Origin of the sequence: Paenibacillus sp. V4I7 (genome assembly GCF_030817275.1) — a bacterium.
Lineage (GTDB): Bacteria > Bacillota > Bacilli > Paenibacillales > NBRC-103111 > Paenibacillus_E.
This window is the reverse complement of record NZ_JAUSZD010000002.1, coordinates 5,509,657-5,525,771: the sequence shown is the minus strand read 5'-3', so window position 1 is coordinate 5,525,771 and position 16,115 is coordinate 5,509,657. Positions and strand designations below refer to the sequence as shown.

The 16,115-nt window shown below is 43.3% G+C and carries 14 protein-coding genes, 1 tRNA gene and 1 riboswitch; of the genes, 10 read left to right on the top strand and 5 right to left on the bottom strand.

Annotation, left to right across the window (positions count from 1 at the left end; genetic code table 11):
- Positions 1-7 precede the first annotated feature (7 nt).
- From cbiQ to QFZ80_RS25790, 4 genes are all read right to left on the bottom strand, one after another.
- Positions 8-796 (bottom strand): cobalt ECF transporter T component CbiQ, encoded by a 789-nt coding sequence (cbiQ, locus tag QFZ80_RS25805; protein ID WP_307561779.1) that lies wholly within the window; start codon positions 794-796, stop codon positions 8-10.
- The gene (locus QFZ80_RS25800) at positions 793-1,077 is read right to left on the bottom strand and encodes an energy-coupling factor ABC transporter substrate-binding protein (protein WP_307561777.1); all 285 of its coding nucleotides are present in this window, start codon (positions 1,075-1,077) and stop codon (positions 793-795) included. The genes cbiQ and QFZ80_RS25800 overlap by 4 nt, the downstream gene beginning before the upstream one ends.
- The gene (locus QFZ80_RS25795) at positions 1,074-1,853 is read right to left on the bottom strand and encodes an energy-coupling factor ABC transporter permease (protein ID WP_307561775.1); all 780 of its coding nucleotides are present in this window, start codon (positions 1,851-1,853) and stop codon (positions 1,074-1,076) included. Before QFZ80_RS25795 ends, QFZ80_RS25800 begins: the two co-directional genes overlap by 4 nt.
- Positions 1,854-2,000: 147 nt before the next feature.
- A riboswitch (cobalamin riboswitch) is annotated at positions 2,001-2,194 on the bottom strand.
- Positions 2,195-2,306: 112 nt separating this feature from the next.
- Positions 2,307-2,380 (bottom strand) — tRNA-Arg (locus tag QFZ80_RS25790).
- 157 nt (positions 2,381-2,537) lie between these two features.
- Between QFZ80_RS25790 and QFZ80_RS25785 the strand changes: the two genes are divergently transcribed.
- The 6 genes from QFZ80_RS25785 (at position 2,538) to QFZ80_RS25760 (ending at position 9,390) form a co-directional block, all read left to right on the top strand.
- Positions 2,538-3,455: a hypothetical protein gene (locus tag QFZ80_RS25785; RefSeq protein WP_307561772.1), complete on the top strand. Its 918-nt coding sequence runs from the start codon at positions 2,538-2,540 to the stop codon at positions 3,453-3,455.
- A 110-nt stretch (positions 3,456-3,565) separates the two neighbouring features.
- The gene (gene tig, locus QFZ80_RS25780) at positions 3,566-4,867 is read left to right on the top strand and encodes a trigger factor (RefSeq protein ID WP_307553201.1); all 1,302 of its coding nucleotides are present in this window, start codon (positions 3,566-3,568) and stop codon (positions 4,865-4,867) included.
- Positions 4,868-5,066: 199 nt separating this feature from the next.
- Complete coding sequence (clpP, locus tag QFZ80_RS25775) at positions 5,067-5,657, top strand: ATP-dependent Clp endopeptidase proteolytic subunit ClpP (RefSeq protein WP_307446742.1); 591 nt, start codon at positions 5,067-5,069, stop codon at positions 5,655-5,657.
- A 12-nt stretch (positions 5,658-5,669) separates the two neighbouring features.
- On the top strand, positions 5,670-6,938 hold the full coding sequence (gene clpX, locus QFZ80_RS25770; RefSeq protein ID WP_307553202.1) for an ATP-dependent protease ATP-binding subunit ClpX: 1,269 nt from the start codon (positions 5,670-5,672) through the stop codon (positions 6,936-6,938).
- A gap of 96 nt (positions 6,939-7,034) precedes the next feature.
- The gene (ispG, locus tag QFZ80_RS25765; protein ID WP_307446734.1) at positions 7,035-8,132 is read left to right on the top strand and encodes a flavodoxin-dependent (E)-4-hydroxy-3-methylbut-2-enyl-diphosphate synthase; all 1,098 of its coding nucleotides are present in this window, start codon (positions 7,035-7,037) and stop codon (positions 8,130-8,132) included.
- A 439-nt stretch (positions 8,133-8,571) separates the two neighbouring features.
- Positions 8,572-9,390: a divergent polysaccharide deacetylase family protein gene (locus QFZ80_RS25760; RefSeq protein ID WP_307561770.1), complete on the top strand. Its 819-nt coding sequence runs from the start codon at positions 8,572-8,574 to the stop codon at positions 9,388-9,390.
- On the opposite strand, the gene QFZ80_RS25755 is transcribed toward QFZ80_RS25760, so the two are convergent.
- Complete coding sequence (locus tag QFZ80_RS25755) at positions 9,383-10,057, bottom strand: N-acetylmuramoyl-L-alanine amidase family protein (protein WP_307561768.1); 675 nt, start codon at positions 10,055-10,057, stop codon at positions 9,383-9,385. The genes QFZ80_RS25760 and QFZ80_RS25755 overlap by 8 nt on opposite strands.
- Positions 10,058-10,307: 250 nt before the next feature.
- Between QFZ80_RS25755 and lonB the strand changes: the two genes are divergently transcribed.
- The 4 genes from lonB (at position 10,308) to QFZ80_RS25735 (ending at position 16,014) form a co-directional block, all read left to right on the top strand.
- Positions 10,308-12,026: an ATP-dependent protease LonB gene (lonB, locus tag QFZ80_RS25750; protein ID WP_307553205.1), complete on the top strand. Its 1,719-nt coding sequence runs from the start codon at positions 10,308-10,310 to the stop codon at positions 12,024-12,026.
- Between the two features lie 127 nt (positions 12,027-12,153).
- Positions 12,154-14,499 carry an endopeptidase La gene (lon, locus tag QFZ80_RS25745; RefSeq protein WP_307553206.1) on the top strand — a complete coding sequence of 782 codons (2,346 nt, stop codon included), beginning with the start codon at positions 12,154-12,156 and terminating at the stop codon, positions 14,497-14,499.
- A gap of 23 nt (positions 14,500-14,522) precedes the next feature.
- A complete protein-coding gene (gene yihA / locus QFZ80_RS25740; RefSeq protein WP_307553207.1) occupies positions 14,523-15,182 on the top strand; it encodes a ribosome biogenesis GTP-binding protein YihA/YsxC in 660 nt (219 codons plus the stop codon).
- Positions 15,183-15,426: 244 nt separating this feature from the next.
- Positions 15,427-16,014, top strand: a complete 588-nt coding sequence (locus QFZ80_RS25735; RefSeq protein WP_171644806.1) for a non-ribosomal peptide synthetase module — start codon at positions 15,427-15,429, stop codon at positions 16,012-16,014.
- Positions 16,015-16,115 lie beyond the last annotated feature (101 nt).

The window sequence follows — 16,115 nt, the reverse complement described above, 5'->3', positions numbered from 1 at the left end:
TCCAATTTCAATGCAGCCAAATTTCGAGCAGCAGTAAGAGTGTGAACCCTACATAACTTTCCAATTTATATCGAAAAGGTACAGGATTAGCTCGGTAAGGCACCATATGAATGTCATCCGTAAAACCTCGGGAGACAAGGCCATTTGACAATGATTTATACCGCTGCATCGTTTTGATAAACATTTGAACAATTATAATGGCTGTATCCTTTAATCTATTTTGGAAACCGGTCTGACCGCCTCTTGATTGCTGAGCTAGAGACATGTTATTGGCTATTTCAAATAGGATGAACAGAAACCGATACATAATAAGCATAATTTCCAGAACCAGCTTGGGAACACGAACTTTTTGTAAGACTTGCAGCAATTCAGAAAAAGGAGTGCTGAACATAATAAAGGACACGCAACTTAAGCTCGCTATAATACGAATGAATAATTTTCCAATTAGCAAAAGACCTGTTGAAGTAACGGACAATTTCCAGTCCATGAATATAAAGGCCGCCACCTCATGAATATCAGGCATGGCTTCTGGCAGAGGACGGATCTCTACGACTAATGCGGGTACACTCCCCACAAAAAAAAGGCATGCAGCACCGATGACAGTTACATAATATTTGATCGGAACGCGAGCGTAGCCAACCGTCCATAGAGTCATCCATAACGCTATAAGCACCTGGACGGGTGGATGCGTTAGATAAGAAAACAGCAGCATGATAACTGCAAAACCGCACTTCCACATCGGTGACAGGGGGCGTAAGGCATTTTTATAAGATAGCGAATCGATTCGTTTTATCATTGGTTTTTGGATTTAGACGCTTTCCCTTTGAAAAAGCCAAAGGCAAACCCGATGAAGCCAGCGCCAATGGCCGCTTGTAAGGCGAATAGCATACTTTCTGTCTCAGCTGGGAGCTCAAATAAAGAAGAGAACCATGGCGTATAGGAAGGTTGAATACTCTGAATTAATTGTTCAGCGGTATCATCAGCTCCTCCAAATTCGCCTTGTACGAAAATAAGGGGCAAGACTGCCAGTAATACAACAGCAATCAGCATAAGGGTATTTAAAGTACGAGTTTTCATTGCTCAGAAGCTCCTTTCATTTTATGTTGTAGGATAGATAGTTCTTTAGGGCTGTAAGATTGTAACCAATTCCATATTAATACGGTTAAAATGCCTTCACTAATGGCAAGAGGGATTTGCGTAATGGCAAAAATACCGCCGAATTTCAAGAAGGATGCCATAAATCCACCTTGTTCAGCCGGGAATGCAAGAGCTAATTGGACAGAAGTAACAATGTATGTGGATAAGTCGGCAAGAGCAGCCGCCAAAAATATCGACCATTTTTGTTTGCCGGTTGTTTTCATCATGGACTTATATATGAAGTAACCAACTACTGGACCGGAGAGGGCCATTGAGAATGCATTTGCCCCGAGAGTCGTAAGTCCTCCATGAGCAAGTAAAACCGCTTGAAATAACAATACAATCGATCCTAGGACGCTCATAGGGAGCGGTCCGAACATTACAGCTCCTAAACCTGTACCTGTTGGATGAGAACTGCTTCCGGTCACAGAAGGAATCTTTAGTGCTGAAAGTACGAAAGTGAACGCAGCAGCAAGACCGAGCATAATTTTGAGCTCTGGATGTTCTTTCGTAATTTTGATAAGTGCTCGGACACCAAGAAAGAAGAACGGAAGGAAGGCTGCCCACCAAAATATAGCCCAACCTACGGGGAGAAATCCTTCCATAATGTGCATGCCGTTGACGGTTTGCGGTTCATTAATGAATAGATAAAGGGCTAACCCTATAACCACTAGTAAGAAGCTAACGACCTTTGTCTTTCGTGATTTTGTTTGCATGTTTTTTAAATTCCTCCTAATTGAAGTTCGAATAACAAACAAAAAAGACCAATCCTGATGGATTGGTCGTGGGTACGTACGAATAAACGACAAATATAAGCTACATGTCGAGAGACTTGACGTACACCGCTCCTTTCCGCGAAGGTTTCTGGGTGCATAAATGAAGGTAGGTCTCCTGGCTCTCGGATCATCGTATTCTTTCTGCCTTCCCTGAATATGCATCAAGTGACATGATAGAAAGAAACTCCCCGAATACAGTGGCGGGACCGCTCGGGATTTGCACCCGATTCCCTGTTACCCCTTGCTTGCTACGCAAGGGCACCTCATTTATTCGAAAAAATATGTAATTGAAAAGAGTATAGCACAATATGAAAGATTCGTAGCATAGTGAATTTTATTTTTCTTATAAACAAAAAAAACCGCGATTTCTCGCGATCCTTTGCCGTACATAAACGTCCCAGGAGGGATTCGAACCCCCGACCGCACGCTTAGAAGGCGTGTGCTCTATCCAGCTGAGCTACTGAGACATAGACCTCTTCTTACCTTGCGGATGTGATCCGTTTAGCGAAGCAAGAGTTATATTATCATATAGTTTCAAGTGAAGTCAACCCTATTTTAAATGTTTATTTTGCAATCACTTGGACAATCAAGTAAACTGTCACCAGCGAGACCAAGATTTCTGAGGTGATCATCATAACGGACCCATCCATCAATAACTTAATTCTTTTTCCGAAAACAGAGCAATATTACGAAGAGGAGCTGACTCGGTTTCTAAAAACAGAGCAGTATAGTGATGCACTCCAATTGCTAACCTTTCTACTGCAATTTCCGACAGTAGACCATCACAAAACCGAACAATGGGAAGCCCTGAGGAATTGGCTGTGTACCATGTATCCGGAATCCATGTTCCCAATGACGTCTCCATTGGAAGATGATCCAGAGGAAGAAACGGATCTATTACGGCAGTACATACAAGAAAAGACAGCCGATGATGGCGCTTTTGCGCTTAAGCTTCTGAATATGCTAAGAGACGGTACATTAGAGCAGCAAGTCAATGCCCTTGAACAATTGGCGTTTATTGATCAATCTGACGTAAGCCAACGTGTAAAGGAGTGGCTATGTGAGAAGCCGCGGCACCCTCACATTCAATTTAAAGCTTTGCAGGCGCTTAAACAGATGGGTGAGCGTGGATTTATCGAGTTCCCTAAGAATGGGGAAAAAATCCTTGTCGAGATCGAAGAGACACCGATGTGCCCGGAGGAATTTCCATCACGCATTCGTGATATGATTCGCAGAGTCGGGGACATTAGTGAAATAAGCCAACCTGATTTTGTTTATTTTGCCAAGCAGACTTGGCAGGAATTTCTAGCCTATGCCTATGGGACATCAATCTATACGGATTTACAGAATGCGGAAGAAGGCGCTGTTGATGTATGGGCATCTGCCTTGCATGCTATTCTACAAGAGAAATTATTTGGCAGTGTGAGTCGGGAAGAATTACTAGACAATTACGGGATTGTTGATTCTATGAAGCTTCAGTGGAAGCGAGCTAACCATGTGCTTCAAGCGTTTGTGAAGCAGTTTAATCCGGATCCATCATAAGGCAAGAAAGGTTGCCTTGAAATGAAAATCTTATATGGTATAATAGAATGGTTGTAATGAGCGTAACGTGAAAATATGTCATCGTACATTTTTGGAGGGGAAAGCATAAAATGAAAGCAAGTTGGGAAAAAATAGAGAAGAACGTAGGCGTTCTTGAAGTGGAAGTTGGCGCAGACCGCGTAGCAGATGCTTTGGATAAAGCATTTAAAAAGGTATCAGCAAAAGTGAATGTTCCAGGATTCCGTAAAGGGAAAGTGCCTCGTTCAATATTTGAAGCTAAATTTGGTGTAGAAAGCTTGTATCAAGATGCTTTAGATATCATTTTGCCAGAAGTTTATGTGGAAGCGATTGAAGAGGTTAAAATCGAGCCTGTCGATCGTCCTGAAGTAGACGTTGAGCAATTCGGCAAAGGACAAGTACTGAAGTTCAAAGCTAAAGTAACTGTTAAGCCTGAAGTAACACTTGGCGAATACAAAGGTATCGAAGTTGAAGCAGTAAGCGCAGAAGTTACCGATGAAGAATTGAATGAAGAGCTTACTCGTTTGCAACAACGTCATGCTGAATTGGTTGTTCTTGAAGAAGGACAAGCAGCAAATGGTGACGTTGTTGTCCTTGACTTCGAAGGATTCGTTGATGGTGAAGCATTCGAAGGCGGTAAAGCGGAGAAATACTCCCTTGAGCTTGGTTCCAACTCCTTCATTCCAGGTTTCGAAGAGCAACTCGTCGGTCTTGGTAAAGGCGAAGAGAAAGAAGTTAACGTTAGCTTCCCTGAAAACTACCACTCCGAAGATTTGAAAGGCAAAGCAGCTGTGTTTAAAGTGAAAATTCACGATATTAAACGCAAAAACTTGCCAGAGCTTGATGATGAATTTGCTAAAGATGTGAGCGAGTACGATACACTTGTAGAGTACAAAGAAGAACTGAAAAAACGTCTTCAAGAGCGCAAAGAAAAAGATTCAGAGGCTGCTCTGGAAACAGCTGTTGTTGAAAAAGCTGCAACTAATGCTGATGTTGAAATTCCAGCTTCCATGGTAGAAGCAGAGCTAGATGTTATGGTGAAGGAATTCGAAAGACGTCTTCGCTCGCAAGGCATGACTCTTGAGATCTACTTCCAGTTCTCCGGTCAAAACGAGAGCGTGCTAAAAGAACAAATGAGAGAAGATGCTGATAAGCGTGTTCGTAACAACCTTGTTCTTGAAGCCATCGCAGCTGCAGAAAAAATCACAGTTTCCGATGAAGAAGTTGACACGGAGCTTGAGAAATATGCACAATCCTACCAAAAAACAACAGCAGAACTTCGTGAACTGTTTACTTCAAACGGCAGCCTAGAAGGTCTGAGCAACGATCTTGTGATTAGAAAAACGGTTGACTTCTTGCTTGAAAATAGCAAGCATGTTTCCGCAGCTGTATAAATAAGGTAAGTAAAGGCACGTACGTAAGCAACGTGCCTTTCTTTTACCCTATTTTAGCCCCCAATCTGTCCAAGACCATAAGAAATACCCTCATACATAGCAGTTCTCTGAAAAAATGACTTTGCTGTTCAAACGTGTTAAACTGTATCTGAATCTCAATTGAGAGAACTTGGCTATTGCCGCAAAAGGAGTTGGTACAATGAGTCTTATTCCTATGGTTGTTGAACAAGAGGCTCGTGGGGAACGTTCTTACGATATCTACTCGCGTTTATTAAAGGACCGCATTATCTTCATTGGGAGCGCTATTGATGACGATGTGGCTAATTTGGTCATTGCCCAGCTGCTCTTTTTATCAGCTCAGGATCCCGATAAGGATATCCACTTATATATCAATTCACCAGGTGGATCTGTAACAGCTGGAATGGGTATCTTCGATACCATGCAGTTTATTAAACCAGATGTATCTACGATTTGTGTAGGTATGGCTGCAAGTATGGGTTCTCTGCTATTAACAGCAGGTGCCAAAGGTAAGCGATACGCGCTGCCGAATGCAGAAGTTATGATTCACCAACCGCTCGGCGGTGTAAGAGGTCAAGCAACCGATATCAAAATCCACGCGGATTGGATTATCAAAACGAAACAAAAACTCAACCAGATCTATGTGGACCGGACGGGACAGCCGCTTGAAAAGATCGAAAGAGACACCGACCGAGATAACTTTATGAGCGCTTATGAAGCGAAGACATACGGGTTAATCGACGAGGTTATCACTCGAAACGACTTGAAATAAAGGAGTGATCCCATGTTTAAATTTAACGATGAAAAAGGCCAACTCAAATGTTCCTTTTGTGGAAAATCCCAAGACCAAGTTCGCAAACTTGTTGCAGGTCCGGGAGTTTACATTTGTGATGAATGTATAGAGCTTTGCACGGAGATTGTGGAAGAAGAATTAGGGCATGAAGAAGAGCTTGATCTGAAAGATGTTCCGAAACCAAAAGAAATTCGCAATATTTTGGATCAGTACGTAATCGGGCAGGATCAAGCGAAAAAATCATTGGCTGTAGCGGTTTATAACCACTATAAGCGTATTAATTCGCAAAACAAATTGGAAGATGTTGAGCTTCAAAAAAGTAACATCGTACTTTTAGGACCTACAGGAAGCGGTAAAACGTTGCTAGCGCAAACGCTGGCCAAAATTCTGAATGTTCCTTTTGCAATCGCGGATGCCACTTCATTAACAGAAGCTGGTTATGTGGGCGAAGACGTTGAGAATATTTTGCTCAAACTGATTCAAGCTGCAGATTATGATGTAGAAAAAGCCGAACGCGGCATTATCTATATTGACGAGATCGATAAAGTGGCACGTAAATCCGAGAACCCGTCCATTACAAGAGACGTTTCCGGTGAAGGTGTACAACAAGCTTTACTCAAAATTCTTGAAGGTACGGTTGCCTCAGTTCCTCCTCAAGGTGGACGTAAGCATCCGCATCAAGAATTCATTCAAATTGATACAACCAACATTCTGTTTATTTGCGGCGGAGCTTTTGATGGACTTGAGCAAATTATCAAACGCAGAATCGGTAAAAAAGTAATTGGCTTTAGCACAGATGGGGCTAAAGTAGATTTGAAACCAGGCGAGTACTTATCCATGGTGCTTCCGGAAGATCTCTTACGATTCGGTTTAATTCCGGAATTCGTGGGTCGTTTACCGGTCATCTCTACACTAGAGCCGCTGGATGAACCAGCCCTTGTGCGTATTCTTTCGGAGCCTAAAAATGCGCTCGTGAAGCAATACCAGAAGATGCTTGAGATGGATAACGTCTCACTCGAATTTGACGCAGAGGCACTTGATGCCATTGCTAAAGAAGCTATCAAACGTAATACTGGCGCGCGCGGCCTGAGAGCCATCATTGAGAGCATTATGCTTGATGTGATGTTCGAAGTCCCTTCGAGAACAGACGTCACGACATGTGTGGTATCTAAGGAAACAGTTCAAAACAAGATCACTCCTGTTTTGACGACCAAAGATGGTGCGCAGACGACTGGTAAGAAGAAAGAAGAAAGTGCGTAACCCATAATTTCACAAATTACACACAGCCTCCAATCCGATCCCCTGTTAATGGGATTGGAGCGGAGGATGTTTGGTGTCATGGGGAGAGAAACCATAATGTTCCATAGAAAAGATACGCGGGCCGTTCGTGTAGGCGATTTGACGATCGGTGGCAGTAATGAAGTCATCATGCAAAGTATGTGTACAACGAAGACAGCGGATGTGAAGGCGACAGTTGCAGAAATCCTTCGTCTGGAAGAAGCTGGATGCCAAATCGTTCGTGTCACCGTGAACAACAAGGAAGCCGCTGAGGCCATTAAAGAAATCAAAAAACAAATTCATATACCACTCGTTGCGGATATTCATTTTGACCATCGCTTAGCGCTTGCTGCTATTGAGAATGGCATCGATAAAGTGCGTATCAATCCAGGTAATATCGGCCGCCGCGAGAAGGTAGAAGCGGTTGTTAAAGCTTGTAAGGAACGTGGTATTCCAATTCGTATTGGGGTCAATGCTGGCTCACTAGAGAATCATCTTCTCGAAAAGTATGGGTACCCAACGCCTGAGGCTATGGTTGAAAGTGCCTTGTTCCACATTAACGTTCTGGAAGAGCTTGATTTCCACGATATTATCGTTTCACTCAAAGCTTCCGATGTTCCTATGGCGATTGCAGCTTATTCCCAAGCGGCTAAAGCATTCAACTACCCACTTCACCTCGGGATTACAGAAGCTGGCACGCTCTTTACAGGGGCCGTGAAGAGTGCGGCAGGTATCGGAACACTGCTCAATATGGGACTCGGTAATACACTGCGTATTTCGCTTAGCGCGGACCCAGTAGAAGAGATTAAAGTAGCTCGCGAGCTGCTCAAAACATTTGGCTTGATTACCAATGCTGCTACTCTTGTTTCTTGTCCTACTTGCGGTCGCTTGGATATCGACTTGTTCTCAATCGCTAACGAGGTCGAGGACTATATTGCAAAGATCAAAGTGCCGATTAAGGTATCTGTCCTTGGCTGTGCAGTGAATGGTCCTGGGGAAGCGCGTGAAGCTGACATCGGTATTGCAGGAGCTCGTGGTGAAGGCATGCTTTTCCGTTATGGAGAAATGATTCGCAAGGTTCCTGAAGCAGAACTGCTTAATGAGTTAAAGAAAGAAATTGATATCATCGTAGATTCTTATGAAAAAACTGGTGTTATTCCAGGACGTAAGCACTAATCGCATATATGTTAAAGAAGTAAGCCGTTAAAGGTACCTCGGTGAGGTGCTTTTAACGGCTTTTTTGTGCTATCTGTTGGATATTCAGAGCCTATGATTGTATATGGGATTGGAACTGATACCCCGGTAAAGGGAACCACAGTGCGCTATTTTGGAAATATGCGCTAGAAAATTGAATTAGCGGAACATGGGTGCGCTATTTTCCTGCACCTGTATTTGGCTCCTGTATTAATTCCCGTACCCGCACCCATATCCACATCAATACTTGCATTATTTCCCGGACCAACTCTCCCTCACTAACTCCCGCACCAGCCCCCCAAAACCGTTTATTCCTTTTACGCATATTTGTTACGCAAGAGAAGCATAATGAGTAAAACTGGAAAGCTTGTTCAATTGAAGTAAGTTTTTCTAACGATTAAGTGCAAACAAGGAGAATGCTATGAATTTGCAAAACAAGTATAGGACTGTTCGTCACATTACCCTTACGGTAATCGTAGGGATTTTTTTGCTTCTCTTACCATGGCATACGGGTGCTTCAGATGTAGCAATGCCAACACAACATGTGGCTGAAATTAAGAGCAAGAAGGTTGCTATTGTCATTGATGACTTTGGCAATAATATGGAAGGCACTAATGAGATGATGAATCTACCCATCCCTTTCACAGTCGCTGTCATGCCTTTCCTGCCCTCTACCAAACAAGATGCGCAATTAGCACACGATAAGGGGCATGAAGTCATTCTACACCTACCAATGGAACCTGTGCGAGGCAAGAAGAGTTGGTTAGGTCCAGGAGCCATTACTACTGACTTATCGAATGATGAGATTCACAAACGGATCGTAGCAGCAATCGAAGATATTCCCTATGTAATAGGAATTAATAATCATATGGGATCCAAGGCTACTGCGGATAAGAGAGTGATGAAAATTCTCGTTGAAATCTGCAAAGAAAAAAATCTCATTTTATTAGATAGCCGTACTTCTACAAAAAGCCTAATCGGCAAGCTAGCGGGCCAAAGTGGAGTTCCTTATTCTGAGAATCAACTTTTCTTCGATGATCTTTACACGTACAGTCACATCAGTAAGCAAATGGTGAAGTTTAAAAAGTTAGTCAATCAACGAGACCTGGTCATCGCGATTGGACATGTGGGTCCACCAGGGAAAAAAACAGCCCAAGTCATTAAAGAGGCCATTCCGATCATTCAAAAGGAAGCTGTCTTTGTTCCGATTTCACAAACAATGAAACTAAATACTAACTAGGATGGATCATAGCAAAGTATTGATCTACCGCTTGAGTAATGGCTTTTGCTAGCTTGGCTTGATGATGAGAGTCATTCAGCAGCTTGCGGTCTGCTTTATTCGAAATAAATCCTAATTCAACGATAACAGACGGGCATTTCGTGTGCTTAAGCACATAATATTTTTTGCCGAGAACAGCCAGTTCTTCCGTTCCATAAAGACGATTTAGGGAATCCTGCAAAAGTTGAGCAAGCAAAATGCTGTCCGATTGATTTTGATAAATAACAAGAGGGCCTCTACGATCGGATTTACTTGACCAATTAATATGCATGCTTAACATTATTTTGGGCTTAATGGTGTTGGCGATTCCGGAACGCTGCGCTAAATCCTTACGGTGTCTTCCACCGAACGACCACTTGTTATCTTCACTTAAAGCGTAGTCCTCCGTCCTGTTGATGATGACTCGATAGCCCCTTTTCTTAAGCAGCTTGTATGTTTTTTTGGATATGGCTAAATTCATATCTTTTTCTTGATATTTACCGTGTAAAGCTCCGCTATCTATGCCCCCATGCCCTACGTCGATAATGATATCAGCATTAGGCATCAAGGGATTATTAGCTAAAGCGTACGCATCTGATGTCTTACAAAGGCAAAGGAAAAGTAATAAAATCATCAAGCTTTGCTTCAAGCGAACCACATCCTTTTGCATGAATATCTAAGCTTATCCTTCTTCTGTAAGGGGGCTATCATACGTCACGCAAAAGTTTGCATGAATTGGATTAACCTTCTTTTACACGGGAATAATGGAAGTTATGACAAAAAAGTTGAGCTGTTTGACGAAGGCCGCAAATAACTTGCGAAGTAGTTTTCTTCCAAAAACTAAGCATATGCTTACGATGACAGTTTTGCCAAAGCAAAGCTCTTAGGAGGTATGACAAATGAGTTTAAGTATTATTCTTATGGTAATTCAAGTTTTCTTTGCCGTTGTGATTGGGTTGTATTTCTGGAATTTGCTGCGCAATCAACAGACGAACCGGTCTGCTGTCGATAGAGAGTCCAGGAAAGAATTGGAGAAATTAAGAAAACTAAGATCCATTTCGCTAACAAAACCACTCTCGGAGAAAACAAGACCGTCCTCCATGCAGGATATCGTTGGCCAGATTGAAGGATTGAAAGCCTTAAAAGCTGCACTATGCGGTCCCAATCCGCAGCATGTCATAATTTATGGTCCGCCTGGTGTTGGCAAAACAGCTGCGGCTCGTGTCGTTCTAGAGGAAGCTAAGAAGAATCAGGAGTCACCCTTCCGTCCGGATTCCAAATTTACAGAAATCGATGCCACGACAGCACGCTTTGACGAAAGAGGAATTGCCGATCCGTTAATCGGATCAGTTCATGATCCTATTTATCAAGGTGCTGGTGCAATGGGGGTTGCGGGAATTCCACAACCTAAACCAGGTGCTGTAACAAAAGCGCATGGCGGGATTCTATTTATCGATGAGATCGGTGAATTACACCCCACACAAATGAACAAATTATTAAAGGTGCTGGAAGATCGCAAAGTATTTCTGGAGAGTGCGTATTATAGTTCTGAAGATGCGAATATTCCAGGCTATATTCATGATATATTTCAAAATGGTCTACCCGCTGATTTCCGTTTAGTAGGGGCTACAACACGTACTCCAAGCGAGATTCCTCCAGCTATCCGTTCGCGCTGCTTGGAAATTTATTTCCGTCCTCTTTTACCAAGTGAGGTAGGCGAAATTGCTCGTAAAGCACTTGATAAGATTGGCTTCAAGAAATGTGAAGCTGCTGTTCAAGTTGTAACGAAATATGCAACCAACGGCAGAGAGGCTGTGAATGTGATTCAGCTTGCCGCGGGTATTGCCTTAACGGATAAGCGAGATGAGATTACCGCAGCCGACATTGAGTGGGTTGTCAATTCATCGCAAATTCCACCTAGACCAGAGCGGAAAATACCAGCACAACCGCAAATTGGATTCGTCAATGGATTAGCTGTGTATGGTCCTAATTTGGGTACACTACTTGAGATTGAAGTGACCGCAATACCAATTGCCGCTGCGGGTACTGGCAAATTTAATATTACGGGTGTTGTAGATGAAGAGGAAATGGGAGGAGGCTCGCGAACCATTCGCAGAAAGAGTATGGCGCGCGGTTCGGTGGAAAATGTGCTGACCGTCCTTCGCAAACTTGGGTTTAATACGTCAGATTATGATCTGCATATTAATTTCCCAGGCGGGGTGCCTATCGATGGACCTTCTGCAGGCATTTCCATGGCGACAGCTATTGCATCTGCAATACATAAAATACCTGTGGATAATAAATTGGCAATGACGGGGGAAATGAGTATTCATGGTAAAGTTAAACCCGTTGGCGGCGTTGTAGCAAAGGTCGAAGCTGCATTCCAAGCGGGAGCTACCAAAGTCATTATCCCTAAAGAAAACTGGCAAGAAATGTTTGCTAATTTGCCGGGGGTAGAGGTGCTCGCTGCTGACTCGATCGAGGAAGTGTTGGAAGTTGCATTAGGCTTAGAGCTTCATGATAATGTGATTCACTTGCCTTTTGCTTCGGAAAGGACAATTCCAGCTTCGTCTTTACCTATTTTACATGCTAATTCACAACATACAATTGACTCCTAAATCAGAGTTGAGATAACCTTACATGATGCGTCAGAGTGCCAGTTGGTGTTTTGTTTGCAGTTTTGATAAAATGTAAAGGGCAACGAGGGGTACAGTTGAAAGATCCATATATTAGGAGGTGCAGAGGATGGGACCCGGAAAAATCAAGGTGCGCAGATTGCCGCTATTGCCTCTAAGGGGACTGCTGGTTTATCCGAGCATGGTTCTACATCTGGATGTAGGGCGAGAAAAGTCGGTTAAAGCACTAGAGCGGGCAATGGTGGATGACAGCATGATTCTCCTCTGCTCTCAATCAGAGATCAACATAGAAGAACCTGCCAAAGAGGATATTTATCGCATCGGGACAATTGCTAAGGTAAGGCAAATGCTGAAACTACCGAATGGTACGATTCGTGTCTTGGTAGAAGGCGTTTTGCGTGCTGAAATTGTTGAATACCTTGTGAATGATGAATATTATGAAGTCACGGCTAAGGAATTACCGGAGCAAGAAATCACCGATCCTGAGATCGATGCGCTCATGCGAAGTGTACTAAGCCAATTCGAGCATTACATTAATTTATCGAAAAAGGTTACACCAGAAACGCTTGCTGCTGTTTCGGACATTGATGAACCAGGCCGTTTAGCAGATGTTATATGCAGCCATTTATCGCTCAAAATAAAGGATAAACAAGAGATTTTGGAGACCGTAGATGTACGTGAACGTCTCGAGAAAATGCTCAATATCTTGAATAATGAGCGAGAAGTGCTTGAACTCGAACGTAAAATTAGTCAACGTGTTAAGAAACAAATGGAGAAAACGCAGAAGGAGTACTACCTTCGCGAACAGATGAAAGCAATCCAAAAGGAACTTGGCGATAAGGAAGGCCGTGCTGGCGAAGTGGATGACCTACGCAACCAGTTGACGGAAGCTGAATTGCCAGATAAAGTCCGCGAGAAGGTTGAGAAGGAAATCGACCGCCTAGAGAAGATGCCAGCGACTTCTGCTGAGGGAGGCGTCATCCGCAACTATATTGACTGGCTGCTAGGACTGCCTTGGTCCAAAAATACGGATGATGACTTGGATTTAGATAAGGCTGAGGAAATCTTGAACGAGGATCACTTCGGACTTGAGAAGCCAAAGGAGCGCGTACTCGAGTACTTAGCGGTACAGAAGCTTGTTAAGAAGCTGAAAGGACCTATCCTTTGTTTAGTTGGACCTCCGGGCGTTGGTAAAACCTCCATTGCTCGTTCGATTGCTAGATCCATGGGAAGACAGTTCATTCGTATTTCTCTTGGCGGGGTCAGAGATGAAGCCGAAATTCGTGGTCATCGTCGTACGTATGTTGGGGCTATGCCGGGACGGATAATCCAGGGGATGAAGAACGCTGGTACGAATAATCCTGTTTTCTTGCTAGACGAAATTGATAAAATGGCCATGGATTTCCGCGGAGATCCGGCTTCGGCATTGCTTGAAGTTCTTGATCCCGAGCAGAATAGCACTTTTAGTGATCATTTCATTGAAGTTCCGTTTGACTTGTCCAATGTCATGTTCGTGACAACGGCGAATGCCGTTCACAATATTCCTCGCCCTCTGTTGGATCGGATGGAAGTTCTCTACATTCCTGGCTACACAGAGATTGAGAAGCTGCAAATTGCGAAAAAGTATTTGCTCCCTAAGCAGAAGCGTGATCATGGTTTAGAAGAAGAACAACTTGTTGTGGATGAAGATGCCTTAATGAAAATCGTACGTGAATATACACGAGAAGCGGGCGTTCGTAATTTAGAGCAGCAAGTTGCAGGTATGAATCGCAAAGCAGCTAAAAAGATCGTATCTGACCCAACTACACCGGTACATGTAACAGAAGAAAACTTGAAGGACTATCTAGGACCGAGCAAGTTCCGCTATAATGTAGCCGAAGAGAAAGATCAAATAGGTGCTGTGACAGGCCTTGCTTGGACGGAAGTTGGCGGAGATACCTTAGTCATTGAGGTCACCGTAATGCCTGGAACAGGCAAATTGACTTTGACGGGTAAACTTGGTGATGTGATGAAGGAATCGGCACAAGCTGCTTTCAGTTATACACGCTCACGGGCTGATGTGTTAGGCATTGCGCCTGACTTTCATGAGAAGAACGATATCCATATTCACATCCCTGAAGGTGCCATTCCAAAGGATGGTCCATCCGCAGGAATTACGATGGCTACGGCATTGATTTCAGCATTGACGAATATTCCAGTTTCTCGAGTAGTTGCTATGACAGGTGAAATTACGTTGCGCGGCAGAGTACTTCCAATCGGAGGGCTCAAAGAAAAGGCACTCGCTGCACATCGAGCTGGTATCCGTACCATCCTGCTGCCTCAGGATAATGAGAAAGACATCGTCGAAATTCCAGAAAGTGTCCGCGCCGAGATGACCTTTATTCCAGTCAGCCATATGGATCAAGTGCTTGAACATGCGCTTGTCAAAAATAAGCCTCCCGTGCAAGTCGGATAACGATAGAAAGTAGTTGAACATCCATGAAAGTCAATCAAGCTGAGTTTATTATCAGTGCGGTTGGGCCTAGCCAATATCCAGAGGATGCCTTGCCAGAGATTGCTCTGGCAGGGCGTTCTAATGTCGGGAAATCCTCACTTATTAACTGTTTGATCTCCCGCAAAAATTTGGCCAGAACCAGCTCACAGCCCGGCAAAACCCAAACGCTTAACTATTATAAAATCAACCAGGACTTATATTTCGTAGATCTTCCAGGTTATGGATACGCCAAAGTTTCAAAAACGAAACGGGAGCAGTGGGGGAAGTTCATTGAGAGCTACTTAATGAATCGAGAAACACTGCGCCTTGTTATGCAATTAGTTGATTTACGTCATCCTCCTTCCAAAGATGATCAAGCTATGTACGAGTGGCTAAGACATAATGATGTGCCAGTCATCGTCGTTGCGACCAAGGCCGACAAGATCCCGAAAAGCAGATGGCCAAAGCATATCAAGATTGTTCGAGAGACACTGGGGATGGATAAGGGTGTCCAGCCGTTGATGTTTTCCTCGGAGCTTGGGCTCGGCAAGGACGAGCTTTGGGGGATTCTAGAGCAAGCCATTGCATATGGAGAGCCAGAGCCTGAAGAAGCTGCTGAACTCGTGATTGAGCAAGAACAAGATAAAGAACAAGAACCGTCCTGATTCATAGGGCGGTTTTTTGTGTAATGATGGGGAGGACGTCAAAAGACAGAGAAAATCAAGAAGAAGCACACGGGAAAGCGAGGTTTACTGGGGAAAATTTGCTGGCATTCCGTAATTCCTTGGTTTTTTCAGAATATTTGGCTGATTATAATGAAATGCACGCAGGAATATTAGAGACGCATGTAGTATAATAATAAACAAGGTAATAGTTAATGGCTTGAAAACAAAGAATCGAGGGATTTTTATGGCACAAAGGTTAGCGACTGAATATGTCAAAACCTGCCTCCAGTTAACAGAAGCCGAGATGTTCAGGTTTTTTCAAATGTTTGTGGATCATCAAGTGACATTGCAAGTGAAAGTCTTGGAAAATGGCAACCAAGAGGTTGTTTTTCAAGATGGAGCAGGTCAGGAAATCGTCCTTTCATTTGAGAAGAAATCGGGCCTATATGAATGCACAGGATCCTGCAGATTAAGTAACACCTTACTTGCTAATTTGATGCGTAAAGCGGTATCAGAGTTTAAAGGAAGCGCAACAGTAAACCGAATTTACCCTAGTTATACAATGGTTTACTACTATGAACGTGGAACCGTCGTTAAAATCGAGGAAGTCAAAGGGCAATTGTTGACCGTTATTTATGAGTACAAAGACACCATTGGTCTCATGCAGCAAATGTTCCAAAAGAGAGAAGTCGAGCAAGAGATTGAAATGATCTACGATCAAATTAACCATCTTCTAGATTTGCGTAATATGCTGCAACAACAGGAAGAACATCAACAGATCGACACTCGCCTCAATGAGCTAACGCATCGTTTGTTTATATTGGAGGCTTAACCATCACATATACCCACAATTACAATAGACCCTTTTTAGGGTCTTTTTTGTTTTAAAGCATTTGACAAAAAAAACTATTGCATTTCTCGTCGATAGATGTT

Bases quoted from the DNA above. Each gene is read 5' to 3' on its own strand.
- clpP (WP_307446742.1), top strand. From the start codon at position 5,067: ATGAGTCTTATTCCTATGGTTGTTGAACAAGAGGCTCGTGGGGAACGT.
- QFZ80_RS25735 (WP_171644806.1), top strand. From the start codon at position 15,427: ATGGCACAAAGGTTAGCGACTGAATATGTCAAAACCTGCCTCCAGTTA.
- clpX (WP_307553202.1), top strand. From the start codon at position 5,670: ATGTTTAAATTTAACGATGAAAAAGGCCAACTCAAATGTTCCTTTTGT.
- cbiQ (WP_307561779.1), bottom strand. From the start codon at position 796: ATGATAAAACGAATCGATTCGCTATCTTATAAAAATGCCTTACGCCCC.
- ispG (WP_307446734.1), top strand. From the start codon at position 7,035: ATGTTCCATAGAAAAGATACGCGGGCCGTTCGTGTAGGCGATTTGACG.
- yihA (WP_307553207.1), top strand. From the start codon at position 14,523: ATGAAAGTCAATCAAGCTGAGTTTATTATCAGTGCGGTTGGGCCTAGC.
- tig (WP_307553201.1), top strand. From the start codon at position 3,566: ATGAAAGCAAGTTGGGAAAAAATAGAGAAGAACGTAGGCGTTCTTGAA.
- QFZ80_RS25795 (WP_307561775.1), bottom strand. From the start codon at position 1,853: ATGCAAACAAAATCACGAAAGACAAAGGTCGTTAGCTTCTTACTAGTG.
- lon (WP_307553206.1), top strand. From the start codon at position 12,154: ATGGGACCCGGAAAAATCAAGGTGCGCAGATTGCCGCTATTGCCTCTA.
- QFZ80_RS25760 (WP_307561770.1), top strand. From the start codon at position 8,572: ATGAATTTGCAAAACAAGTATAGGACTGTTCGTCACATTACCCTTACG.
- lonB (WP_307553205.1), top strand. From the start codon at position 10,308: ATGAGTTTAAGTATTATTCTTATGGTAATTCAAGTTTTCTTTGCCGTT.
- QFZ80_RS25800 (WP_307561777.1), bottom strand. From the start codon at position 1,077: ATGAAAACTCGTACTTTAAATACCCTTATGCTGATTGCTGTTGTATTA.